24 protein-coding genes are annotated in these 24,874 nt (G+C 60.2%); 23 read left to right on the forward strand and 1 reads right to left on the reverse strand.

Annotated features, from left to right (window positions below; translation table 11 throughout):
• Positions 1-53 precede the first annotated feature (53 nt).
• Positions 54-779: a FadR/GntR family transcriptional regulator gene (locus B9Z50_RS10125; RefSeq protein WP_108363954.1), complete on the reverse strand. Its 726-nt coding sequence runs from the start codon at positions 777-779 to the stop codon at positions 54-56.
• A 230-nt stretch (positions 780-1,009) separates the two neighbouring features.
• Here B9Z50_RS10125 and B9Z50_RS10130 point away from each other — a divergent pair, with 230 nt between their 5' ends.
• The 23 genes from B9Z50_RS10130 (at position 1,010) to B9Z50_RS10235 (ending at position 24,871) form a co-directional block, all read left to right on the forward strand.
• The gene (locus tag B9Z50_RS10130; protein ID WP_108364374.1) at positions 1,010-2,125 is read left to right on the forward strand and encodes a mandelate racemase/muconate lactonizing enzyme family protein; all 1,116 of its coding nucleotides are present in this window, start codon (positions 1,010-1,012) and stop codon (positions 2,123-2,125) included.
• Positions 2,122-2,871 carry an SDR family oxidoreductase gene (locus B9Z50_RS10135; protein WP_108363956.1) on the forward strand — a complete coding sequence of 250 codons (750 nt, stop codon included), beginning with the start codon at positions 2,122-2,124 and terminating at the stop codon, positions 2,869-2,871. Before B9Z50_RS10130 ends, B9Z50_RS10135 begins: the two co-directional genes overlap by 4 nt.
• Before the next feature lie 20 nt (positions 2,872-2,891).
• Entirely contained in the window at positions 2,892-3,650 is a 759-nt protein-coding gene (locus B9Z50_RS10140) for an SDR family NAD(P)-dependent oxidoreductase (RefSeq protein ID WP_108363958.1), read from the forward strand.
• Positions 3,651-3,676: 26 nt separating this feature from the next.
• Positions 3,677-4,540 (forward strand): fumarylacetoacetate hydrolase family protein, encoded by an 864-nt coding sequence (locus tag B9Z50_RS10145; protein ID WP_108363960.1) that lies wholly within the window; start codon positions 3,677-3,679, stop codon positions 4,538-4,540.
• 81 nt (positions 4,541-4,621) lie between these two features.
• Positions 4,622-5,749, forward strand: a complete 1,128-nt coding sequence (gene aroB / locus B9Z50_RS10150; RefSeq protein ID WP_108363962.1) for a 3-dehydroquinate synthase — start codon at positions 4,622-4,624, stop codon at positions 5,747-5,749.
• Between the two features lie 3 nt (positions 5,750-5,752).
• Complete coding sequence (locus tag B9Z50_RS10155; protein WP_108363964.1) at positions 5,753-6,934, forward strand: deoxyguanosinetriphosphate triphosphohydrolase; 1,182 nt, start codon at positions 5,753-5,755, stop codon at positions 6,932-6,934.
• Positions 6,931-8,148, forward strand: coding sequence for a CynX/NimT family MFS transporter (locus B9Z50_RS10160; protein ID WP_108363966.1), 1,218 nt, complete (start codon positions 6,931-6,933; stop codon positions 8,146-8,148). The genes B9Z50_RS10155 and B9Z50_RS10160 overlap by 4 nt, the downstream gene beginning before the upstream one ends.
• A 331-nt stretch (positions 8,149-8,479) precedes the next feature.
• Positions 8,480-9,250 (forward strand): helix-turn-helix domain-containing protein, encoded by a 771-nt coding sequence (locus tag B9Z50_RS17775; RefSeq protein ID WP_199221722.1) that lies wholly within the window; start codon positions 8,480-8,482, stop codon positions 9,248-9,250.
• Between the two features lie 66 nt (positions 9,251-9,316).
• Positions 9,317-9,919, forward strand: a complete 603-nt coding sequence (locus B9Z50_RS17780; protein ID WP_199221723.1) for an ATP-binding protein — start codon at positions 9,317-9,319, stop codon at positions 9,917-9,919.
• 216 nt (positions 9,920-10,135) lie between these two features.
• Positions 10,136-10,477, forward strand: a complete 342-nt coding sequence (locus tag B9Z50_RS10170) for a DUF1016 N-terminal domain-containing protein (protein ID WP_233249837.1) — start codon at positions 10,136-10,138, stop codon at positions 10,475-10,477.
• A 78-nt stretch (positions 10,478-10,555) separates the two neighbouring features.
• A complete protein-coding gene (locus B9Z50_RS10175; protein ID WP_108363968.1) occupies positions 10,556-11,110 on the forward strand; it encodes a DUF1415 domain-containing protein in 555 nt (184 codons plus the stop codon).
• On the forward strand, positions 11,107-11,985 hold the full coding sequence (locus B9Z50_RS10180) for an SAM-dependent methyltransferase (protein WP_108363970.1): 879 nt from the start codon (positions 11,107-11,109) through the stop codon (positions 11,983-11,985). The genes B9Z50_RS10175 and B9Z50_RS10180 overlap by 4 nt, the downstream gene beginning before the upstream one ends.
• Before the next feature lie 148 nt (positions 11,986-12,133).
• Complete coding sequence (locus B9Z50_RS10185) at positions 12,134-12,829, forward strand: transposase (RefSeq protein WP_108363972.1); 696 nt, start codon at positions 12,134-12,136, stop codon at positions 12,827-12,829.
• 132 nt (positions 12,830-12,961) lie between these two features.
• Complete coding sequence (locus B9Z50_RS10190) at positions 12,962-17,656, forward strand: glutamate synthase-related protein (RefSeq protein ID WP_108363974.1); 4,695 nt, start codon at positions 12,962-12,964, stop codon at positions 17,654-17,656.
• Positions 17,657-17,685: 29 nt separating this feature from the next.
• Positions 17,686-19,167 carry a glutamate synthase subunit beta gene (locus B9Z50_RS10195; protein ID WP_108363976.1) on the forward strand — a complete coding sequence of 494 codons (1,482 nt, stop codon included), beginning with the start codon at positions 17,686-17,688 and terminating at the stop codon, positions 19,165-19,167.
• Positions 19,168-19,272: 105 nt separating this feature from the next.
• Positions 19,273-20,091, forward strand: a complete 819-nt coding sequence (locus B9Z50_RS10200) for an ABC transporter ATP-binding protein (RefSeq protein WP_108363978.1) — start codon at positions 19,273-19,275, stop codon at positions 20,089-20,091.
• Positions 20,088-20,870 carry a lipid asymmetry maintenance ABC transporter permease subunit MlaE gene (gene mlaE / locus B9Z50_RS10205; RefSeq protein ID WP_108363980.1) on the forward strand — a complete coding sequence of 261 codons (783 nt, stop codon included), beginning with the start codon at positions 20,088-20,090 and terminating at the stop codon, positions 20,868-20,870. The genes B9Z50_RS10200 and mlaE overlap by 4 nt, the downstream gene beginning before the upstream one ends.
• 10 nt (positions 20,871-20,880) lie before the next feature.
• Positions 20,881-21,360 (forward strand): outer membrane lipid asymmetry maintenance protein MlaD, encoded by a 480-nt coding sequence (gene mlaD / locus B9Z50_RS10210; protein WP_108363982.1) that lies wholly within the window; start codon positions 20,881-20,883, stop codon positions 21,358-21,360.
• A complete protein-coding gene (locus B9Z50_RS10215; RefSeq protein WP_370463070.1) occupies positions 21,357-22,088 on the forward strand; it encodes a VacJ family lipoprotein in 732 nt (243 codons plus the stop codon). Before mlaD ends, B9Z50_RS10215 begins: the two co-directional genes overlap by 4 nt.
• A gap of 59 nt (positions 22,089-22,147) precedes the next feature.
• A complete protein-coding gene (locus tag B9Z50_RS10220; protein ID WP_108363984.1) occupies positions 22,148-22,804 on the forward strand; it encodes a phospholipid-binding protein MlaC in 657 nt (218 codons plus the stop codon).
• An 11-nt stretch (positions 22,805-22,815) separates the two neighbouring features.
• Positions 22,816-23,100 (forward strand): lipid asymmetry maintenance protein MlaB, encoded by a 285-nt coding sequence (locus tag B9Z50_RS10225; RefSeq protein ID WP_108363986.1) that lies wholly within the window; start codon positions 22,816-22,818, stop codon positions 23,098-23,100.
• 83 nt (positions 23,101-23,183) lie between these two features.
• Entirely contained in the window at positions 23,184-24,119 is a 936-nt protein-coding gene (locus B9Z50_RS10230; RefSeq protein ID WP_108363988.1) for an ABC transporter ATP-binding protein, read from the forward strand.
• Positions 24,116-24,871 carry an ABC transporter permease gene (locus B9Z50_RS10235; RefSeq protein WP_108363990.1) on the forward strand — a complete coding sequence of 252 codons (756 nt, stop codon included), beginning with the start codon at positions 24,116-24,118 and terminating at the stop codon, positions 24,869-24,871. Before B9Z50_RS10230 ends, B9Z50_RS10235 begins: the two co-directional genes overlap by 4 nt.
• The last annotated feature ends 3 nt before the right edge of the window (positions 24,872-24,874 follow it).

A 24,874-nucleotide genomic window follows, 5' to 3' on the forward strand; every position in this document is an offset into this window, starting at 1 on the left:
AAGTGCTGACGCGGGAAAACTGCATGCCTTCAACGGACCGTGTCACTGGTGCGCTATCGGGCAGGGGCGCGGCGCCAGCTCGCGCTGTATCTTTTGTAAGCTTGTCTCAGGTGTTTTTGCATGGCCTTCCTGGCTGCGCTGGCATCGTGCGCCTCAATGGCCAGCAGCACCTGTTGGTGCTCGCCAATGGCCGCTTGCCAGGACTCGGGGTGTTCAAAATAGTCGCCCAATCTCTCAAAAAGTGGGCCGTTTCGGGCTTGCCAGTAGCGCTGCACGGTGTCGAGCAACACGCTGTTGCCACAAGCCTGGGCAATGGCTTCGTGAAACGCTTCGTCGCCCTCGCGCGGCACCTGGTCGCGGGCGGCTTCGAGCTTCATTTGTTGCAATCCTGCTTTGATGGCTTTGAGATCGGATTTGTGGGCCTGGGTGGCGGCCAGCGCAGCCACTTCGGCTTCGACCAACAAACGGGCACTCATCACTTCCAGCGGACCCCACTCGGCGGGGGTGTTGGCATCTGCTTCAGTGACAACAGACTTGCTGGGCGGCTCAATTCGCTGCACATAAATGCCCGAGCCCGTACGCACCTCGATCATCCCCTCGACCTCGAGCGCGATCAGGGCTTCTCGCACCGAAGGGCGACTCACGCCAAGTTGCATGGCCAGGTCGCGTTCGGCAGGCAGCCGCGAGCCCAAAGCGAACTCGCCGGACACCATCAATTGCCGAACTTGTTCGGCAATCTGACGGTACAGGCGCTGCGGAGCCACGGTTTGCAAGGGCATGAGAGGTGATCAGGGATAACGTGAATTGGACAAGTGGTCAGACCAGTTGCAGAATCATCACATGTTTAAAAGGTAATGCAACTCCGCACAAACCCGCATGGCGGCTGTCACGCAAACGACCTGCGGCGCACCGCCTGTGCCGCATGCTGCAAAGCCCTGAAGGCTTGGGTGTTGTTCGTGGCGCCTCTTCCTATTTCTTGGTTTTTATTTCATCACCCCTGCTCCCCTACATGACCTCCGTCACCATTGAGCGCGTGAGCATTCGGCAAGTGAACTTGCCGCCCAAGGTTTTGCGCACCGACGCCATTCAGTCCTTTGTGACACAAGAGACCCTCTTGCTCACGCTGCACTGCAGCGACGGCATTTCAGCTACCGGTTACGCCTACACGATTGGCACCGGCGGCTCGTCGGTCATCGCCTTGCTTAAGGATCATTTGGCTCCGCGCCTGATCGGCCGCGACCCGGTCATGGTCGAAGCCATTTGGAAGGATTTGTTTTTTCACACCCATGCCACCGCGGTGGGGGCCATGACCAGCTTGGCGCTGGCCTGCGTGGACACGGCTTTGTGGGATTGGCGTGCCCAAAGCCAGGGCCTGCCACTGTGGCAGTTGCTGGGCGGTGCGCAGGCGCGTGTGCCGCTCTACACCACCGAAGGCGGCTGGTTGCACCTGTCGCCCGAGGCGCTGGTGGACCAAACGCTGGAGGCGCAAGCGCAAGGCTTCAAAGGCGCCAAGATCAAGATCGGCCGCCCGCATGTGAGTGAAGACGTGGCGCGGCTGTCTGCCGTGCGCGACGCGGTGGGTCCGGGCTTTGACTTGATGACCGATGCCAACCAGGGCTTCAACCGCGCCGAGGCCGTGCGCCGTGCGCGGGCTTTTGACGGCCTGGGCTTGGCGTGGATGGAAGAGCCCTTGCCCGCCGAAGACGTCTCTGGCCACCGCCAGCTGCGCGAGCACACCGCCATTCCCGTGGCGGTGGGTGAGTCGATGTACCACCCGATGCAGTTCCGCGAATATCTGGAGCAAGGTGCGTGCGCCATCGTGCAGCCCGATGTGGCGCGCATTGGCGGCATCACGCCTTGGATCAAAACCGCGCACTTGGCCGAAACTTTTGATGTGGCGGTGTGCCCGCACTTCTTGATGGAGCTGCATGTGAGCCTGTGTGCGGCCGTTCCCAACGCCACCTGGGTCGAATACATCCCGCAGCTGGACGACATCACCACTTCGCGCATGCGGGTGCAGGATGGTTTTGCCCTTCCACCCGAGACCCCTGGTTTGGGCATCGCCTGGGACTGGGCCGCCATCGCAGCAAGACAGATCACCCAACTGGAGATAAAAGCACCATGAGACTCAAAGGAAAAATTGCGCTCGTCACCGCAGCCGGTCAGGGCATTGGCCAGGCGGCAGCTCTGGCCATGGCGGCAGAAGGTGCCACCGTTTACGCCACCGATGTGAACGCCGAATTGCTCAAAAGCTACCGGGGCGTGGCGAATGTACACACCGCCGTTTTGAATGTGCTCGACAAGCAAGCGATTGCAGCCCAAGTGGCCAACTTGCCTCGCATTGACATCGTCTTCAACTGCGCGGGTTTTGTGCACAACGGCAACATCGAATTGGCCACCGACGACGATTGGGAATTTGCCTTCAACCTGAACGTGCGCTCGCAGTTCTGGATGATCCAGGCGGTCATTCCCAAGATGGTGGCGCAGTTTGCACAAACCGGTCACGGCGGCAGCATCATCAACATGGCCAGCGTGTGCTCCAGTGTTCGAGGTTTGCCCAACCGCTTCATTTACGGCACCAGCAAGGCGGCCGTGATTGGTCTCACCAAAAGCGTGGCAGCCGACTATGTGCGCCAAGGGGTGCGGTGCAACTGCATCTGCCCCGGCACGGTGGACACGCCTTCGCTGCAAGACCGCATCAACAGCTATGCCGACCCTGTGCAGGCGCGCCAGGACTTCATCAATCGCCAGCCCATGGGCCGTTTGGCGCAAGCCCACGAGATCGCGCCCATCGTCACCTTCCTCGCATCCGACGAGTCCATCTTCGCCACCGGCAATGCCTACATGGTCGACGGTGGCATGACCATTTGATTTTTTCCAGAAAGACACACATGAACTTGCTCGACATGAAAGGCCGCCACGCGGTCATCACCGGCGGTGCCACCGGCCTGGGTTTTGCCATTGCGCAGCGCATGCTGGCCTCGGGTGCCCGCGTCACCATTTGGGACCGCGATGCCGCAGGCATGGTCCAAGCCGCTGAGCTATTGCGCCAAGGTCAGTTGGGCGCCGTGGTCAACACGGTCCAGGTGGATGTGGCAGACCACGCCTCGGTGGCGCAGGCCACTGCGCAAACCACCGCGCTGGCCGGCGTGGATGTGCTGGTCAACAGCGCGGGCATCACCGGCCCCAACGTCAAAGTGTGGGACTACCCGGTGGACGCCTGGAAGCAGGTGTTCGATGTGAACGTGCATGGCCTGTTCCATTGCTGCCGCGAACTCAGCGCCCACATGAAGGCGCGCAATTACGGCCGCATCGTCAACATCGCCTCGGTGGCGGGCAAAGACGGCAACCCCAATGCCAGCGCGTACAGTGCGAGCAAGGCGGCGGTGATTGGCCTGACCAAATCGCTGGGCAAAGAGCTGGCCGATACCGGTGTGCGCGTGAACTGTGTCACCCCGGCGGCTGTGAAGACGGCGATCTTTGATCAAATGACGCCCGAGCACATCCAGTTCATGCTCTCCAAGATTCCGATGGCCCGCTTTGGCGAGCCCGAAGAAGTCGCCGCCATGGTGACCTGGCTGAGCACGGAAGAATGTTCCTTCTCCACCGGCGCGGTCTTTGACCTGTCGGGTGGCCGTTCCACTTATTGATTTTGTTCAAGCACTGAAAGGTATTTATGAAACTCGTTCGTTATGGCCAACCCGGCAAAGAGAAACCCGGTCTGATCGACGCCGAAGGCCGCTTGCGCGACTTGAGCGGTGTGGTCAAAGACATCTCGCCTGATCTGCTGAACGACAAGGCCTTGGCCAAGCTGGCCAAAGTCAAAACCGACAAGCTGCCTTTGGTGCGCGGCAAAAAGCGTTTTGGCACGCCCATCTCTTACACCAGCAAATTCATTGCCATTGGCCTGAACTACGCCGACCATGCGGCCGAGTCGAACATGCCCATCCCGGCCGAACCCATTGTGTTCACCAAGGCCATCTCCTGCATCCAGGGTGCCAACGACGACGTGATGCTCCCCAAGGGCTCCAAAAAATCCGACTGGGAAGTGGAACTGGGCATCGTCATTGGCACCCGCGCCCGTTATGTCACGCAAAAAGATGCGCTCAACCATGTGGCTGGTTATTGCGTGGTGAATGACGTGAGCGAGCGCGAATACCAACTCGAGCGCGGCGCCACCTGGGACAAGGGCAAGGGTTGCGACACCTTCGGCCCCGTGGGGCCTTGGCTGGTCACACGCGACGAAGTGCCCAACCCCCAAGCCTTGGGCATGTGGCTCGATGTGAACGGCGTGCGGATGCAGACCGGCAGCACCAAGACCATGATTTTTGGCGTGGCCAAGCTGGTCAGTTATGTGAGCCAGTTCATGACGCTCGAGCCTGGCGACATCATCACCACCGGCACCCCACCGGGTGTGGGCATGGGCATCAAGGTGGACGGCAAGCCCGCGCCGGTGTTCTTGAAGCGCGGCGACGTGATGCGTTTGGGCATCGATGGCCTGGGTGAGCAAACCCAAAAAGTGGTGGCCTTCAAACTCTGATGCACACGTCTGGACACATGGCCAGGGCGGCAAGCTCTGCCATGTGTCCAAACGTCACCCCAAACCCCTACACTTGGGGGCATGTCTGAGACCACATCCTCCCCCCAAACCGCTCCTGTTCAAACGGTCGCCATTTCGCTGGACGACCGCAGTTACGACATCCAGATTGGCCAAGGCCTGCTGAGCCGCCCTGACACTTGGGCCGGTCTGCCCAAGGCGACAACGGCCATGATCGTGACCAACGACACCATTGCCCCGCTGTACGAGGCCGCTTTGCGCAGCGCGATTGCCCCGCATTACAAACAGGTGCACACCGTGGTGTTGCCCGATGGCGAGGCGCACAAAGACTGGCCCACCCTGAACCTGATTTTTGACGCATTGCTCGGTCAAGGCTGCGACCGCAAGACGGTGCTGTTTGCGCTGGGCGGCGGTGTGGTGGGCGACATGACCGGCTTTGCGGCGGCGAGCTATATGCGTGGTGTGCCCTTTGTGCAGGTGCCGACCACGCTTTTGTCGCAGGTCGACTCGTCGGTGGGCGGCAAGACCGCCATCAACCACCCGTTGGGCAAAAACATGATCGGCGCGTTCTACCAACCCGTGCGCGTGGTCTGCGACCTGAACACCCTGACCACTTTGCCCCCGCGCGAGTTGAGCGCGGGCCTGGCCGAAGTCATCAAATACGGCCCGATCGCCGACATGGCCTTCTTCGATTGGATCGAGGCCAACATCGACGCGCTCATCGCCCAAGACCCGGCCGCATTGGCGCACGCCGTCCAACGCAGCTGCGAGGTCAAGGCCTGGGTGGTGGGTCAAGACGAGCGCGAAGCGGGCCTGCGGGCCATCCTGAATTTTGGGCACACCTTCGGCCACGCCATCGAGGCGGGTCTGGGCTTTGGCGTTTGGTTACACGGCGAAGCCGTGGGTTGCGGCATGGTCATGGCAGCAGAACTTTCGCAGCGCCTGGGCAAAGTCGACGCCGCTTTTGTGGCGCGTTTGCGGGCCTTGATCGCGCGTGCGGGCTTGCCGGTGCGCGGCCCGGTCATTGATGCGGCCGACAACGCGGGCCATTACATCGAACACATGCGCCTCGATAAAAAAGCCATCGGCGGCGACATCCAGTTTGTGGTGATCGATGGCCCCGGAAAAGCCACCGTGTGTGGTGCGCCCGACGCCTTGGTGCGCGAGGTGATCAACGCCTGCTGCGCCTGAACCATGTTGGCCGAGTCATTGGATTTGCCTGTGGGTTCAAGCCAGCCACTGGCCAGCTTGTCGGCGCTGGCCTGCGATCCGGCGAACAGCCGGGGCCGACGGTTTGCTGAAGCTCCCGCGCCCACGCGCAACGCTTTCCAGCGTGACCGCGACCGCATCGTGCACTCCACCGCATTCCGGCGGCTGGTCTACAAAACACAGGTGTTTTTGAACCACGAAGGTGACCTGTTTCGAACGCGGCTCACGCACTCCATTGAAGTCGCCCAGCTGGGTCGCTCCATCGCTCGGGCGCTGGGGCTCAATGAGGATTTGGTCGAAGCCGTGTCGCTGGCGCACGACCTGGGCCACACGCCTTTCGGACACGCTGGGCAGGACGCGCTGAACGAATGCATGGCCGAGCACGGCGGCTTTGAACACAACCTGCAAAGCCTGCGTGTAGTGGATAAGCTTGAAGAGCGCTACCCGGCGTTTGACGGCCTGAACCTGAGCTTTGAAACCCGCGAGGGCGTGCTCAAACATTGCTCGCGTACGAATGCCGAGCATCTGGAGCGTACCGAGCCGAGCGGGGTGGGGCGGCGCTTCATCGACCGCACCCAGCCCAGCCTGGAGGCGCAGCTGTGCAACCTGGCCGATGCGATTGCCTACAACGCACACGACATCGACGACGGCGTTCGCTCGGGGCTGATCAGCATCGAGCAACTGCTGGAGGTGGAGCTGTTTGCGCATTACCACCAACAAACGCTGGCCGAGCACCCGGGCTTGTCAGAAAAGCCGCGCCGCGTTTTGTACGAAACCATTCGCCGCATGCTGAGTGATCAGGTGTACGACGTGATCGACACCACCCGCCGGGCCGTGTTGCGGGCGGGCGTTGCTTCGTTGGAAGAAGCCCGCTTGGCTGGGCCTTTGGTGGCTTTCAGCCCCGGCATGAAGGCCCGCAGCGGCGAGCTCAAAAAGTTTTTGTTCGCGCAGCTCTACCGCCATCCGCAGGTCATGCACACCACCGGGCAGGCGCAGCAGGTGGTGCGTGAGTTGTTCGCCGCTTACGTGGCCCAGCCCGCTGAGATGTCCGCCGACTTCGCCGCCAATACCGACCTGCATCGCTCGGTGGCCGACTACATCGCTGGCATGACCGACCGCTTTGCCCTGCGGGAGCACGAACGCCTGACCGGGCGCAAGTTGTTGTGAGCCCGGTGAGCGCCCACCGCGCCGCTTGGCTGGTCGTCCTCGCGGGCGGCGTGGCGGCTTTGCAGGTGGGCAAGTTGCCGCCCGCCTTGCCCGCGCTGCAGGCCGAGCTGGGCCTCACGCTGGTGCAGTCCGGTTTCCTGTTGTCCATGGTGCAACTCGCTGGCATGAGTTTGGCGGTGTTCATGGGCCTGCTGGCCGATGGCATGGGGCTCAAGCGCAGCATGGTGCGCGGGTTGTGCTTGCTGGCGCTGGCCAGTGGTTTGGGCGCATTCGCCACGTCGGTCACGGCTTTGCTTTTCTTGCGAGCGATGGAAGGGTTGGGTTTTTTGCTGGTGGCATTGCCCGCGCCCGCCTTGATCCGCCGCTTGGTGCCGCCCGAGCAGCTGCCCGGCATGCTGGGCGTGTGGGGCGCCTACATGCCCACCGGCACTGCGCTGGCTTTGCTGGCCGGTCCGCTGTTCATTCCGGCCTGGGGCTGGGGGGCTTGGTGGTGGCTGTTTGCTGCCGTGTCGCTGGCCATGGCCGCGTGGTTGTGGCGCAGCGTGCCCGCTGACCCCGTGGCCCACACAGCCGCAGCGGGGCTTGGTGCCTGGCAGCGCCTGCGTCGCACTTTGAGTGCCCGAGGCCCCTGGCTGGTGGCCCTCACTTTCGGCATGTATTCGGGCCAGTGGCTGGCGGTGGTGGGTTTCTTGCCGTCCATTTACGCAGCCGCTGGGGTGAGTGGTGCGCTGCTGGGCGTGCTCACGGCCTTGGCGGCGGCCGTCAACATTTTGGGCAACATGGCCTCGGGCCGCTTGCTGCAGCGCGGCTGGGCACCCCGCAGCACGCTGTGGCTGGGCTTTGGCGCCATGGCGCTGGGCAGCACGGTGGCTTTTGCGCCCTTCACTGAAAGTCTGCCTTGGTTGCGTTTTGCCGGGGTGCTGTTGTTTTCGGGCATGGGCGGCTTGGTGCCGGGCACGCTGTTCAGCTTGGCGGTGCGCCTGGCCCCGGGGGAGCAGCAAGTGGCCACCACGGTGGGCTGGGTGCAGCAACTCTCGGCCCTGGGGCAATTTGTGGGGCCCCCCGTGGTGGCGGCCGTGGCCGCTCGGGCAGGCGGCTGGCAGCTCACGCCGCTGTTCACGGTGGGCTGTTGTGTGGTGGGGGCGGTGCTGGCCTGGCTGGCTGGGCGCGAATTGGCGCGACGTGTCGAACTGCAAAACAAACCTGCAAGTTGAGAGCGGCTGCGTTTGTTAAGCTGATAGATTCATTCTTCAAAAAATGCATGTCTCAGATATTTTGAAGCCGACTGGCTTGATCGAGTAATGCTGCAGGCCAGCCAGCGTGATGCGTTGACAATGTGAGTCATACTTTTGTGCGAAGCACGAGATGTTCAAAATAAGGAGAAGGTTCAATGGTTTGGAGCGACGTTTCAAGGGGCACATTGTCGCGTGCATCTTCAGTGCTTGGGCTGGGTTGCGGTTGTCTTTTTGTGTCGTCTGTAAGCGTTGCTCCAGTCATTGACTGGGCGGAAACAAGAAATCAAAAAGCAGTGAGCGGGTTGACATCATGACCAAATTTGGCCAAGAGAACAGCACCACCGAATTCAAACGACAGCTCAGCGATGCGCTGGAAAAAGAAGTGGTGGCGTTTCTCAATTCAGCCAAGGGCGGCGATCTGTACATCGGTGTGGATGACGATGGTGAAGTGCTGGGCGTCAGCGATGTGGATGCCCAGATGCTGGCGATTTCTGACCGCATCCGCAACAACATCTTGCCCTCTTGCCTCGGGTTGTACGACGTGTATGCGCAGGAACACGAGGGAAAAACCGTGATTCATGTGGTGGTGACGCGCGGCACCGAAAAACCGTATTACCTCAAACGCTACGGTCAATCACCTGCAGGTTGTTTCACTCGGGTTGGCAGCGGCGTGCAGCCCATGACCTCGGGCATGATTGACCAACTCTATGCCGGGCGGGTGCGCAACTCGCTGCGCAACATTCCCGCGCCGACCACGCTCAAACTCACGTTCCAGCAGTTGAAGATTTACTACCAGGAAAAAGGCTTCGAGATCAACGATACCTTTTTGCACAACCTCGACCTTTACGTGCCGGACAGCGAACGCCTGAATTACGCCGCCTACTTGCTGGCGGACACCAACAGCATTTCCATCAAGGTCGCCAAATATGCCGGAGCCGACAAATGCGACCTGATCGAAAACCAGGAATACGGCTACTGCTCACTGCTCAAGGCCACCCACCGTGTGCTCGACAAGCTCGAAATCGAAAACCGCACCCTGACCCGCATCACCGGCGCCGCAGAGCGCGAGCAGCGCCGCTAGTTCAACGCCCGCGCCCTGCGCGAAGCGCTGATCAACGCCATCATTCACAACGACTACACCGCCGAGGTGCCGCCGCTGGTGGAGATTTATGCTGACCGCATCAGCATCACCTCATATGGCGGACTGTTGAGTGGTTTGAGTCTGGAGGAATGCCTGAGTGGCCGATCCATGCCGCGCAACCGCGAACTGATGCGGGTGTTTCGCGACATGGAGCTGGTCGAGCACCTTGGCTCGGGCATGCGGCGCATCTTGAATGCCTACGACAGTGACATCGTTCACATCAGCGAGCACTTTTTTGAGCTGCGTTTTCCGATGGCGTCTGAGGCCCTGGCGCTTATTCCCGAAGTGGCAGAGTCAGGGGCAGAGTCAGGGGCAGAGTCAGGGGCAGAGTCAGGGGCAGAGTCAGGGGCAGAGTCGTTATCAAAAAAAATCCTGCATCTTCTTCGCGAGGCAGCTTTATCCAAGTCTGAACTCTCAAGCCAGTTGGGCCTCAAGTCCGTCACTGGCGCACTGAACCGCGCAGTCAACGCGCTGTTGGAGGCTCATTGGATTGAAAGAACCCTGCCTGATAAACCCCAAAGCCGCCTGCAAAAATACCGGCTGACGCAGGCGGGGTGGCTGGGGATGGACTCATCAAGGAATCACGATGCCGTTGATGGGCGTGGTTGATGAGTAAGTGGTCCGTTTCTTCACTTAAGGATGGACTGAATAACTTAATTGCAGCTGCTGTACAAAGCCTGATTGTTTGATGCAGTGATTTTTGAGTGTCTGCCGATTACGCTGCCCTGCTAACGAGACCCAGCAACGCGTACGCCATGGGCAAACCTCGGCCATGTTGGCTGTCAATGCGAGCGCATTCGCCTGTATTGGGACATTGGCGCGCTGATCCACGCTCGCCAGCAGCAAGAGGGCTGGGGGGCCTGGGTGATTCCGCATTTGGCGCGTGATTTGCACAACGAACTGCCGGAGGAAAAAGGCTTTTCCGAGCGCAACATCAAGCGGATGTTGGCGGTTTATCGCGAATACCCCCACCTTCAATTTGTGCCACAAGCTGTGGCACAAATTGAGCCAGACACCAAAGTGCCACAGGCTGCGGCACTTTTCCCGTCGGACTTGGTTCAGTCCATACCCTGGGGACTCCACACCGAGCTCATGGCCAAGGTCAAAGACTTGGCTGCCCGCCTTTGGTCTTCATCGCTGCCAGCGGGCAGGGCGGTGTGCATTTAAAAACGACAATACACAGGCTGCATGACCGAGGATGTGTCTTCCTGATAAGACCCTGTATCAGCAGGCACAATCTCGCCCATGACTGACATGAACACCCCCGAAATTGCTGACACCGTGCGCTGGCTCGAACGTGCCGTGATTGGCCTGAACCTGTGCCCCTTTGCCAAAGCCCCGCACGTCAAGGGCCAGATCCATTACGTGCTGAGCGAGGCCAAAGGCCTGGAAGGCTTGCGCGACGAGCTGATTGAGCAGCTGCAGGCGCTGGCCGCCACGCCTGCCGAAGAGCGCGAAACCGTGCTCTTGATCGTGCCGCAGATGCTGCAGGATTTTCTGGAGTTCAACGACTTTCTGGACGAAGCCGATGCCGTGTTGCAAGAGCTCGACATGGAAGGCGTGTTCCAGGTGGCGAGCTTTCACCCGCAATTCCAGTTTGCGGACACCGAGCCGGACGACATCGGCAACTTCACCAACCGCTCGCCTTATCCCACGCTGCACTTGCTGCGCGAGGAAAGCATCGACAGGGCGGTGGATGCTTTCCCTGAGGCCGAGATGATTTACGAAACCAACATCGAGACCATGGACAAGCTGGGCGTTGAAGGCTGGAAAAAGCTGGATGTGGGGCCAACCCCATGAAAAAGCAAAAGGCCAACGACAACGCCGCATCGCAGCTGCCGCCTGAAGTGCGCCCCGGTCAGTCGGTCGAGCTGCTCAAAGAACTGCACATCCTGACCCGCGAGGGCAAGCTCAACCAGGATTCGCGCCGCAAGCTCAAGCAGGTTTACCACCTGTTCCAGTTCATCGAAAAGTTGCTGCTCGAATTACCCGCCTGCGACACCGGACCCACGCTGGCTGATCATGGCGCTGGCAAGTCGTATCTGGGCTTCATCATTTACGACCTGTTCTTCAAGGCGCTGGGCCAAGGCACGATTTACGGCATCGAAACGCGCAGCGAGTTGGTGGAGTCGTCCAAAGCGTTGGCCCAAAAGCTGGGCTTTGAGCGCATGCGCTTTTTGAATGTGAGTGTGGCCGAATCGACGCAAAGTGATCAGCTGCCCGCGCAAATCGACGTGGTGACGGCCTTGCACGCCTGCGACACCGCCACCGACGACGCCATCGCCTTTGGCCTGCAAAAGAAAGCCAAGTACATGGTGTTGGTGCCCTGCTGCCAGGCCGAATTGGCCCGAGCGCTCAACCAAAATAAGGCCCTTAATTTGCAGCGCACGCCTTTGGCCGAGCTGTGGCGTCACCCCCTGCACACCCGCGAAGTGGGCAGCCAGCTGACCAACGTTTTGCGCTGCCTGTATCTGGAGTCACAGGGCTATGCCGTGACGGTGACTGAGCTGGTGGGCTGGGAACACAGCATGAAAAACGAGCTGATTCTGGCCAGGTACACCGGCCAGAAAAAACGCGCCTCCGGCGAGCGCCTGCTGGCGCTGCTGCAAGAGTTTGGGGTGGAGGCGCCGATGGGCAGTAGGTACCCGCTGGTCGCCAGATCAGAAGCGGTCTGACCTGGCGCTCAGCAGACACCAAGCGCCTTATTGCGGCTCAATCTTCGCGTCGCGAATCGCCTTGGCCCATTTGGCGGTTTCGGCTTTGGAGCGTTGTTAATTGGGGTCAGATCCCAATTAAACTGCGGCTCTCAAACAGGGAGTTTCCATGGCCCGCCAACCCCGTCTCACCGTTGCCGGTTACCCGCACCACGTCATTCAGCGCGGCAATGACCGCCAGGCCATCGTGCGCGACGATGTGGACCGCGAGCGTTTGCTGGCGCTGTGGCAAGAGCATGCGCAAACTTTCAAGGTGGCCATCCATGCGTATGTGATCATGGACAACCACTTCCATTTGCTGCTCACCCCCGAAACCGACGAGGCCTTGCCCCAAATGATGCAGGCGGTGGGGCGGGCCTATGTGCGCTACTTCAATTTGCGGCACCAGCGCACGGGAACTTTGTGGGAAGGGCGCTACCGCAGTAACCTCATTGAGAGTGAGCGCTATCTTTTGGCCTGCATGGTCTACATCGACCTGAATCCCGTGCGGGCGGGCATGGTGGGGCAAGCTGCCGACTTCAAATGGTCCAGCCACAGGCACTGTATTGGGCAGATGAGCGACAAGTTGGTGACGCCGCATGCCCTGTTTTGGGGCTTGGGCAATACGCCGTTCGCACGCGAGGCGGCTTATGCCGAGTTGGTGCAGACGGGCCTGGCGCAGCGAGAAAAGGACCAACTCACCCAAAGCGCCTTGTCGGGCTGGGCTTTGGGTTCGGCTGGTTTTGTGGGTGACTTGCAGCAAACCACCCAGCGTCGTTTGGTGCCTGGCAAGGCTGGCCGACCTGCCAAAAAGACACCCGTTTGAATCTGTCCCCAATTTATTTGAAGCCAAGTCAAAAGCTGAATTAATTGGGATCTGACCCCAATTAAAAAGTTTGGCATGGATGCTGCTGTGCACTACACTCTTCGGTCTGCGTGAAAACCCTTAGGAGCGCCCATGACTTCGGCCAGTGCAAAAGAACATTTCCAATCGACCGGTCTGTATGACCCCGCCAACGAGCACGATGCTTGTGGTGTCGGCTTTGTGGCCCACATCAAAGGGCACAAGACCCACGCCATCGTGACCCAGGCGCTCAAGATCCTAGAAAACCTGGACCACCGGGGTGCGGTGGGCGCGGACGCGCTCATGGGCGACGGTGCGGGTATCTTGATCCAGCTGCCCGATGCGCTGTACCGCGACGAGATGGCCAAACAAGGTGTGGCGTTGCCACCTTTTGGCGAATACGGCGTCGGCATGGTCTTCTTGCCCAAAGAGCACGCCTCGCGCATGGCTTGCGAGCAAGAGCTCGAGCGCGCCGTCAAGGCCGAAGGCCAAGTGGTGCTGGGCTGGCGCGATGTGCCGGTGAACCGTGACATGCCTATGTCGCCCACCGTGCGCGAAAAAGAGCCGGTCATGCGCCAGATCTTCATTGGCCGTGGCGCCGATGTGATCGTGCAGGACGCCTTGGAGCGCAAGCTGTACGTGATCCGCAAGACCGCCAGCGCCGCCATCCAGAACCTGCGCCTGAAGCACAGCAACGAGTACTACATCCCCAGCATGTCCAGCCGCACTGCGGTCTACAAGGGCTTGCTGCTGGCCGATCAAGTGGGCACCTATTACCTCGACCTGCAAGACGAGCGCTGCGTCTCGGCTTTGGGCCTGGTGCACCAGCGTTTCTCCACCAACACCTTCCCAGAGTGGCCATTGGCTCACCCCTACCGCTATGTGGCGCACAACGGCGAGATCAACACCGTCAAAGGCAACTACAACTGGATGAAGGCCCGCGAAGGCGTGATGTCTTCGCCCGTTTTGGCCAACGACCTGCAAAAGCTCTATCCCATCAGCTTCGCTGGTCAGTCCGACACCGCCACCTTTGACAACTGCCTGGAACTGCTGACGATGGCGGGTTACCCCATCAGCCAGGCCGTGATGATGATGATCCCCGAGCCTTGGGAACAGCACACCACCATGGACGAGCGCCGCAAGGCCTTCTATGAATACCATGCTGCCATGCTCGAGCCATGGGACGGCCCCGCCTCCATCGTGTTCACTGACGGCCGCCAGATCGGCGCCACGCTCGACCGCAACGGCCTGCGCCCTTCGCGCTACATCATCACCGACGACGACATGGTCATCATGGGCTCCGAGACCGGCGTGCTGCCGATTCCTGAGAGCAAGATCGTGCGCAAATGGCGTCTGCAGCCCGGCAAGATGTTCCTGATCGATCTGGAACAAGGCCGCATGATCAACGACGAAGAGTTGAAGGCCGGTTTGGCCAGCGCCAAACCCTACAAGCAGTGGATCGAAAACCTGCGCATCAAACTCGACGACGTGGCAGACGCCCCTGTGCAAGCAGCCGCATCCGACGTGCCTTTGCTCGATCTGCAACAAGCCTTTGGCACCACACAAGAAGACATCAAGTTCTTGCTGGCCCCCATGGCCTCTGCCGGTGAAGAAGCCATTGGCTCCATGGGCAACGACAGCCCGCTGGCCGTGCTGTCCGACAAAAACAAGCCGCTGTACAACTACTTCAAGCAGTTGTTTGCGCAGGTGACCAACCCGCCGATCGACCCGATCCGCGAAGCGATCGTGATGTCGTTGGTGTCCTTCATCGGCCCCAAGCCGAACCTGCTGGACATCAACCAGGTCAACCCGCCGATGCGCTTGGAAGTCAGCCAGCCCATCCTGGACTTCGCCGACATGGCCAAGCTGCGCAACATCGAGCAAGCCACCAAGGGCAAGTTCAAGAGCGCAACACTCGACATCACTTACCCCGCCATGTGGGGTCGTGAAGGCGTGGAAGCCAAGCTGGCCTCGCTCTGCGCCGAAGCGGTGGACGCCATCAAAGGCGGCCACAACATCCTGATCATCAGCGACCGTGGCGTGAGCGCCACCCAGGTGGCCGTGCCCGCCTTGCTGGCGCTGTCAGCCATTCACCAGCACCTGGTGACCGAAGGCCTGCGCACCACGGCCGGCCTGGTGGTTGAGACGGGCACCGCCCGCGAAGTGCACCACTTTGCTGTGCTGGCCGGTTACGGCGCAGAAGCCGTGCACCCCTACTTGGCGATGGAAACCCTGGCTGCGCTGCACAAAGAGCTGCCGGGCGACTTGTCGGCCGAGAAAGCCATCTACAACTACGTCAAGGCGATTGGCAAGGGTCTGTCCAAGATCATGTCCAAGATGGGCGTGAGCACCTACATGTCGTATTGCGGTGCGCAGTTGTTTGAAGCCATCGGCATCAACACCGAAACCATCAACAAGTACTTCACCGGCACCTCCAGCCGCGTGGGCGGTATCGGCGTGTTCGAGATCGCTGAAGAAGCTTTCCGCATGCACACCACCGCCTTTGGCGACGACCCGATCCTGGCCACCATGTTGGATGCCGGTGGCGAATACGCTTGGCGTGCCCGTGGTGAAGAGCACATGTGGACGCCCGACGCGATCGCCAAGTTGCAGCACTCCACCCGCGCCAACAACTTCAGCACTTACAAGGAATACGCGCAGATCATCAACGACCAAAGCAAGCGCCACATGACGTTGCGCGGTCTGTTCGAGTTCAAGATCGACCCGTCCAAAGCCATCCCGCTGGAACAGGTCGAGCCTGCGGCCGAGATCGTCAAGCGTTTCGCTACCGGTGCGATGTCGTTGGGTTCGATCTCCACCGAAGCGCACGCCACCCTGGCCGTGGCCATGAACCGCATTGGCGGCAAGAGCAACACCGGTGAAGGCGGCGAAGACTCGGCGCGTTACCGCAACGAACTCAAGGGCATCCCGATCAAGTTGGGCGATTCCTTGAAGAGCGTGATCGGTGAAGAAAACGTCGAAGTCGACATGCCTTTGGCTGCCGGTGACTCTTTGCGTTCGCGCATCAAGCAAGTGGCTTCGGGCCGCTTTGGCGTCACCGCCGAATACCTGTCGAGCGCCGACCAGATCCAGATCAAGATGGCCCAGGGTGCCAAGCCCGGTGAAGGCGGCCAGTTGCCTGGCGGCAAGGTGTCCGACTACATTGGCAAGCTGCGCCACTCGGTGCCCGGTGTGGGCCTGATCTCGCCACCACCGCACCACGACATCTACTCCATCGAGGACTTGGCCCAGCTGATCCACGACCTGAAGAACGTGGCCCCACACAGCGACATCAGCGTCAAGCTCGTGTCCGAAATCGGCGTCGGCACCATCGCCGCCGGTGTGGCCAAGTGCAAGGCCGACCACGTTGTGATCGCGGGCCACGACGGCGGCACGGGCGCATCGCCTTGGTCGTCGGTCAAGCACGCAGGCTCGCCATGGGAAATCGGTCTGGCCGAAACCCAGCAGACCCTGGTGCTCAACGGCTTGCGCGGTCGTATCCGTGTGCAGGCCGACGGTCAGATGAAGACCGGCCGTGACGTGGCGATTGGCGCCTTGTTGGGTGCTGACGAGTTCGGCTTCGCCACCGCACCGCTGGTGGTTGAAGGCTGCATCATGATGCGCAAGTGCCACCTGAACACCTGCCCGGTGGGCGTGGCCACACAAGACCCCACACTGCGCAAAAAGTTCACCGGCAAGCCCGAGCATGTCGTGAACTACTTCTTCTTCATCGCCGAAGAAGTGCGCCAGATCATGGCCCAGCTGGGCATCGCCAAATTTGACGACCTGGTGGGCCGTGCCGACCTGCTCGACATGAATAGCGGTGTGGAGCACTGGAAAGCCAAGGGCCTGGACTTCGGTCGCTTGCTGGCTGTGCCACAAGTGGCTTCCACCGTGGCTGTGCGCCATGTGGACACACAAGACCACGGCTTGGAAAAAGCCCTGGACAACGTGCTGATCGCCAAGAGCCGCGCTGCCATCGACAAGGGCGAAAAAGTGCAGTTCATGGAAGTTGCCCGCAACGTGAACCGCTCGGTCGGCGCCATGTTGTCCGGCGCGGTGACCAAGGTGCACCCCGAAGGCTTGCCTGACGACACCTTGCGCATCCAACTGGAAGGTACCGGTGGTCAGTCATTCGGCGCGTTCCTGGCCAAGGGCATCACGCTGGACCTGATCGGTGAAGCCAACGACTACACCGGCAAAGGTTTGTCGGGTGGTCGCGTGGTGGTGCGACCGAGCCTGGAGTTCCGTGGCGTGCCCTCGCAAAACATCATCGTGGGCAACACCGTCATGTACGGCGCGACCACCGGTGAGGCCTTCTTTGCTGGCGTGGCCGGCGAGCGCTTTGCGGTGCGTCTGTCCGGCGCCACCGCCGTGGTGGAAGGCACAGGCGACCACGGTTGCGAATACATGACCGGCGGCACCGTCGCGGTCTTGGGTAAAACCGGCCGCAACTTCGGCGCGGGCATGAGCGGCGGTATCGCTTATGTGTACGACGAAGACGGCGAATTCGCCTCGCGCTGCAACACCGCCATGGTCAGCATGGAAAAAGTGCTGACGGTGGCCGAGCAAGAGGCGCAAGTCGACCGCAAGGTCTGGCACCGTGACCAAGCCGACGAGGCGCAATTGAAGAAACTGCTGGAAGACCACCACAAGTGGACTGGTAGCCAGCGTGCTCGCGAGTTGTTGGACAACTGGGCCACGGCCCGCCCCAAGTTCGTGAAGGTGTTCCCGAACGAATACAAGCGCGCCTTGGGTGAAATCAATGCCAAGAAAGCCGCCAAGGCTGCTCAGCCCGTCGCTGCCTGAGCCCCACGTTAAGAATCGAAGGAAACATCATGGGAAAAATCACAGGTTTCATGGAATTTGAGCGCATCGAAGAGGGCTACAAACCCGTTGCCGAGCGCTTGAAGAACTACGGCGAGTTCGTGATCGGTTTGACACCCGAGCAGTCCAAAACCCAAGCAGCCCGCTGCATGGATTGCGGCACACCTTTTTGCAACAACGGCTGCCCTGTCAACAACATCATCCCGGACTTCAACGACCTGGTGTACCAGGGCGACTGGAAGAACGCGATCGAGGTGCTGCACAGCACCAACAACTTCCCCGAGTTCACCGGCCGCATCTGCCCAGCACCTTGCGAAGCCGCTTGCGTGGTCAACTTCAACGACGACGCCGTGGGCATCAAGTCCATTGAGCACGCCATCATCGACCGCGCTTGGGCCGAAGGTTGGGTCACCCCCCGTCCTGCCAAGGTCAAGACCGGCAAGACTGTGGCCATCATTGGCGCAGGCCCCGCAGGCCTCGCCGCCGCACAGCAGCTGGCACGAGCCGGCCACGACGTGACCCTGTTCGAGAAGAACGATCGCGTGGGCGGCTTGCTGCGCTACGGCATTCCTGACTTCAAGATGGAAAAGACGCACATCGACCGTCGCGTTCAGCAGCTTGAAGCCGAAGGCGTGAAGATCCGCACCAGCGTGCTGGTGGGCGAATGGCCCAAGGATTCCAAGGTCACCAACTGGGCCAAGGAAACCGTCAGCGCCGAACAGCTCAAGAAAGACTTTGACGCCGTGCTGCTCACAGGTGGTTCCGAGCAGTCGCGTGACCTGCCCGTGCCCGGCCGGGATCTCGACGGCATCCATTTCGCGATGGAATTCTTGCCCCAGCAAAACAAGGTCAATGCCGGCGACAAGCTCAAAGGCCAACTGCGCGCTGACGGCAAAAACGTCATCGTGATCGGCGGCGGTGACACCGGCAGCGACTGCGTGGGCACCAGCACACGCCACGGCGCTGTGAGCGTCACCCAGTTCGAAGTGATGCCCGAGCCGCCCGAAAAAGAAAACAAGGCGATGATCTGGCCCTACTGGCCCATGAAGCTGCGCACCAGCTCCAGCCACGACGAGAGCGCTGAGAAGGGCCTGTTGCAACGCGAGTTCGCCATCTCCACCAAAGAGTTCATCGGCGAAAAGGGCAAAGTCACAGGTCTGAAAACCGTTCACGTCGAGTTCAAAGACGGCAAGATGGTCGAGGTGCCCGGCACTGAGAAGGAATACAAAGCCGACATGGTTTTGTTGGCCATGGGCTTCACCAACCCAGTTGCCACCGTGCTCGACGCTTTTGGCATCGACAAAGACGCCCGAGGCAACGCCAAGGCCAGCACCGACTTCACAGGCGGCTATGCCACCAACGTGAACAAGGTGTTTGCTGCAGGTGACATGCGCCGGGGTCAGTCCCTCGTTGTTTGGGCGATTCGTGAAGGCCGTCAGGCTGCTCGCGCAGTCGACGAATTCCTGATGGGTCAAAGCGACCTGCCACGTTAAGGTCACCCTGTTCTAGGTAAAATCCCTAGAAGACCAAGGTTTACAAAGCGTATACCTTGGTTGATTAACATCACAAGAGCCGGACCCTTCCGGCTTTTGTTTTTCATGAACAGCCCTTCCATACCTCCTCCACTTGTTGAACTGCGCGACCTGACCTTTGGGTACGGCGACCGTGTCATCTTGAAGAACCTGAGCTTCAATGTGCCGCGTGGGCAAGTCACGGCCCTGATGGGCGTGTCGGGGGGTGGTAAGACCACGGTGCTGCGCCTCATTGGCGGGCAGATCCGCGCCAGCCAAGGGCAGCTGTTGTTTGATGGTGCTGACATCACACCCATGCGCCAGGCCGAGCTGTATGCAGCCCGCCGCCGCATGGGCATGCTGTTTCAGTTTGGTGCCTTGTTCACCGACATGAGTGTGTTCGACAACGTGGCCTTTCCCTTGCGGGAACACACCCGTTTGTCCGAAGACCTGATCCGCGACATCGTGCTCATGAAGCTCGATGCGGTGGGCTTGCGCGGTGCGCGGGACCTGAAGCCTTCAGAGATCTCAGGCGGCATGAGCCGCCGCGTGGCCCTGGCCCGAGCCATCGCGTTGGACCCTGACCTCATCATGTACGACGAGCCCTTTGCCGGTCTCGACCCGATCTCGCTGGGCACGGCGGCCCGTCTGATTCGCCGCCTCAATGACAGCTTGGGCATCACCAGCGTGGTGGTCTCGCACGATGTGACCGAAACCTTTGAAATCGCCGACCATGTGGTCATCCTCGCGCATGGTGGTGTGGCGGCGCAGGGCACGCCAGCCGAGCTGCGGGTCAGCACCGATCCGTTGATCCACCAGTTTGTACACGCGTTGAGCGATGGTCCGGTGCCCTTCCATTACCCGGCCCCTACGGCTGCGCAAGACTACGACGGGAGGTCGGCATGATCACCGCCATGTTGGGCGCTTTGGGCGCATCGACCCGTCAGCTGCTGGCCGATTGGGGCTTTGCTGCGCGTTTGTTTCTTAAGCTGGTGGTCATGTCGGGTGCGGCGTTCAAGCGTTTTGGCCTGGTGCGCGACCAGATTCACTTTTTGGGCAACTATTCGCTGGCCATCATCACCGTGTCGGGTCTGTTTGTCGGCTTTGTGTTGGGATTGCAGGGCTACTACACGCTGCAGCGCTACGGCTCGGCTGAGGCGCTGGGCCTGCTGGTGGCTCTGAGCCTGGTGCGCGAGTTGGGGCCGGTCGTGGCGGCTTTGCTGTACGCCGGGCGTGCGGGAGCATCACTGACGGCAGAGATCGGCCTGATGCGTGCGGGTGAGCAACTCACGGCCCTTGAGATGATGGCGGTGGATCCGCTGCAACGCATTTTGGCGCCGCGCTTTTGGGGTGGCATCATCGCCTTGCCCTTGCTGGCGGCGGTGTTCAGCGCCGTGGGCATTTTGGGCGGTTACGTGGTGGGCGTGCTGCTCATTGGCGTGGACGCGGGTTCGTTTTGGAGCCAGATGCAAGGCGGCGTGGATGTGTTCAAGGACGTGGGCAACGGCATCATCAAGAGCGTGGTGTTTGGTGTGGCCGTGACCTTCATTGCCTTGCTGCAAGGCTATGTGGCCAAGCCCACGCCTGAAGGTGTGGCCAGCGCCACGACCCGCAGTGTGGTGGTTTCTTCTTTGTCGGTGTTGGGACTGGACTTCATCCTGACCGCGATGATGTTCAGCATTTGAGGAGGACGGCATGCAACGTTCAAAAAATGATGTGTGGGTCGGTTTGTTTGTGTTGCTCGGTGCAGTGGCCGTGCTGTTTCTGGCCCTGAAGGCCGCCAACTTGCTGACTTGGAGTTTCAACCAAGACTACGAGGTCACGGCCAAGTTCGACAACATTGGCGGGCTCAAGCCTGGTGCTGCGGTCAAGAGTGCCGGCGTGGTGGTCGGGCGCGTCAAAAAGATCGAATTTGACGGCGAATCCTTTCAGGCCAAGGTCACTTTGGGCATGCAAACCGAGCACGCTTTTCCGCAAGACAGCTCTCTGAAAATCCTCACCAGCGGTTTGCTGGGTGAGCAATACCTCGATGTCGCGCCTGGCGCTGACGAGAAAAACCTGGCCGCCGGAGACCGCATTGGCTCCACCCAGTCGGCCGTCATCCTGGAAAACCTGATCAGCCAGTTCTTGTTCAGCCAGGCCGAAAAAACTTCTTCTGAAGGAAGCAAACCATGATGACATCTGTGAAACGCTTGGCACTGTGGGCCAGCATGGGTGTGTTGCTGGCTCTCCAAGGCTGTGCCACAGTCAAAAGCGCTGATGCGCGAGATCCTTGGGAGCCCATGAACCGCAGTGTGTTTGAGTTCAATCAGGTGGTTGATCAGGTGGCCATCAAGCCCGTTGCGCAGGCCTATGTGCAGGTGGTTCCCGGTTTGGTGCGCACGGGCGTGGGCAACTTCTTTGGCAACCTGAGCGATGTCTGGTCTTTTGCCAACAGTGCGATGCAACTGAAAGGCCAAGCTGCGGCAGAGTCCTTCATGCGGGTCACGGTCAACACGTATTTGGGACTGGGTGGTGTGCTGGACGTGGCCACCGAGATGCGCCTTGAAAAGCACAAAGAAGACTTCGGGCAGACCTTGGGATATTGGGGTGTGAATCCCGGCCCTTACGTGGTGCTGCCATTGTTGGGTCCATCGACTTTGCGTGACACGGCCGCTTTGCCGCTGGACATGCGGGGTGATGCTTCGCAGCTGATTTCTGACGAGGCCACGCGCAACGCCTTGACGGTGACCCGCGTAGTCGACCTGCGTTCTCGCTTGCTGCAAACGGTGGATGTGGTGATGAGCGCGTCGCTCGATCCCTACAGTTTTGTGCGTGATGGCTACCTGCAAAAGCGCCAAAACGATATCTATGACGGCAATGCACCCAGCAACTTTGATTACGGCGACTCTGCAAAGAACTGAAGAGCTCGCTCGTTACAGTTTTTCACAAGCGCATATGGCGCTCGACCTATAGTTGCACCATGAATACTTTGACTCAATTTTCAAATTTGAACAGACGCCACTGGCTGACTGCTTTGGCTTTTGCCGGGCTGTCGTCCTTGCCGGTCTTCGCTGTGGCTGCCGATGAGGCGCCTGAGGCCTTCATTCAGCGTATCACCACAGAAACGTTGAACATCATCAAATCGGACAAGGCGCTGCGCACAGGCGATGTCGCCAAAATCATGCTGCTGGTTGACAGCAAGCTGATGCCGCATGTCAACTTTCGCCGAATGACCGCCTTGGCCACGGGCCCGGCCTGGCGCAAAGCCACGCCCGAGCAGCAAAAGCGCTTGCAAGACGAATTCAAAATTTTACTGGTGCGCACCTATTCGGGCGCCCTGAACCAGATCACCGACCAGGTGGTGGTGGTCAAGCCCTTGCGGGCGGGTCAGGAAGACAAAAACCTGGTGGTGAACACCGAAGTGCGTGGCAAAGGTGACCCGATCCAGCTCGACTACCGCCTCGAAAAAACCCCGGGCCAAGGCTCGGGCTGGATGATTTTTGACTTGAACGTGCTGGGCGTGTGGCTGATCGAGAACTACCGCAACCAGTTCACCAAAGAGATCAATGCCGGTGGCATCGATGCGCTGATTGCCAGCTTGGCCGCACGCAACAAGTCCAACGCCAAAGCCTCTTGATTCGGTTTGACATGATTGCCTTGAAGCTGCCCGTCACCTTGCTGCACGACCAAGCCGACGCTTGCTTGGCGCAGTGGGAGTTGCAATTGGCGCAAGGGACCGCCCCCTTGCCAACAGAGGTGGTGTTGGATGCCTCTGCTTTGGTTGAATTTGATTCCTCTGCGTTGGCCGTTCTTTTGGGCTTGCGGCGGGTGTTGACTCAAAAAGGCCGAGCGTTGCGTGTCGAGGGCATGACGCCGCGCTTGCGCGAATTGGCCAGTCTTTACGGGGTGATGGACCTGCTCCAACCCGCCTGAGTGTTGGGTTTTGAGGCTTTTTAAGGTCGATCTGCAGCTTGCACGCCAGCATCTCGGGCCAGCACTTAAAATAGCCCTCTCCCATGCCAGCGCTCTCTTTCCAATCCGTCTCCAAGATCTACCCTGCCAAACAGGCGGGCGCAGCCGCGTTCAAAGCGCTCGACCAAGTCAGCTTTGATGTGGAGGAGGGCGAATTCTTCGGCCTGCTTGGCCCAAACGGCGCAGGCAAAACCACCCTGATCAGCACCTTGGCCGGTCTCAGCCGCCCCACCACCGGGCGCGTGTTGGTGCATGGCCACGATGTGCAAACCGATTACGCCGCTGCCCGCCGCTTGCTCGGCGTGGTGCCGCAAGAGCTGGTGTTTGACCCGTTTTTCACGGTGCGTGAGGCGCTGCGCATCCAGTCGGGCTATTTCGGTGTCAAGCACAACGACGCCTGGATCGACGAGTTGCTGGACAGTCTGGGTTTGGCCGACAAGGCGGGCGCCAACATGCGCCAACTCTCGGGCGGCATGAAGCGCCGCGTGCTGGTGGCGCAAGCCCTGGTGCACAAACCCCGCGTGATCGTGCTCGACGAGCCCACCGCCGGGGTCGATGTCGAGCTGCGCCAGACCCTGTGGGCCTTCATCGCCAAACTCAACAAGCAAGGCCACACCGTCTTGCTGACTACCCATTACTTGGAAGAAGCCGAAGCCCTGTGCGGCCGCATTGCCATGCTCAAGCGCGGGCAGTTGCTGGCCTTGGAGCGCACATCCGACTTGCTGCGCTCGGCCACCAGCCAGGTGCTGCGTTTCAAGCTCGACGGTGACTTGCCGCCTGCCGTGGCGGCCATCGCCCGCGTCACAGGCCGCATCGTGCAGTTGCCCGTGCACAACGCGGTCGAGATCGAAAATTATCTGGCCACCCTGCGCACTGCAGGCTTGGTGGTGGAAGACGTGGAAATCCGACAGGCCGACCTCGAAGACGTGTTTCTTGAAGTCATGAACCGCAAACAAACCGCCTCGGGAGCCCTGGCATGACCGGCTGGCAAACCCTGCTCTACAAAGAGGTGCTGCGTTTTTGGAAAGTCGCTTTCCAGACGGTGGGCGCACCTGTGCTGACCTCGGTGCTGTACATGCTCATCTTCGGCCATGTGCTCGAAGACCATGTCAAGGTGTATGACAACGTGCCCTATACCTCGTTTTTGTTGCCGGGCCTGATGATGATGGGGGTGCTGCAAAACGCTTTTGCCAACAGCTCGTCGAGCCTGGTGCAAAGCAAGATCATGGGCAGCTTGGTGTTTTTGTTGCTCACGCCCTTGTCGCAACGCAGCTGGTTTGTGGCCTATGTGGGCTCATCGGTGGTGCGTGGTCTGGCTGTGGGCTTGGGCGTGTTCGTCATCACGGGCTGGATGGTCAACATCACGTTTGTGAACCCGCTGTGGATTTTGGTGTTTGCCGTCATGGGCGCTGCCATGATGGGCGCATTGGGCGTGATCGCCGGCCTGTGGGCTGAAAAGTTTGACCAGATGGCCGCTTTCCAGAACTTCATCATCATGCCCATGACGTTTTTGTCGGGCGTGTTTTATTCCATCCATTCGCTGCCGCCGTTTTGGCAAAAGCTCAGCCACCTGAACCCGTTTTTCTACATGATCGACGGCTTTCGCTACGGCTTTTTTGGCCAAAGCGATGTCTCCCCTTGGCTCAGTCTGGCGGTGGTGGGCACTGCCTTGGCCGCCATCAGTGCCTTGACCCTTCACCTTTTGCGCATCGGCTACAAAATCCGAAGCTGAAAC

This window comes from Limnohabitans sp. Bal53 (assembly GCF_003063355.1).
GTDB lineage: Bacteria > Pseudomonadota > Gammaproteobacteria > Burkholderiales > Burkholderiaceae_C > Limnohabitans_A.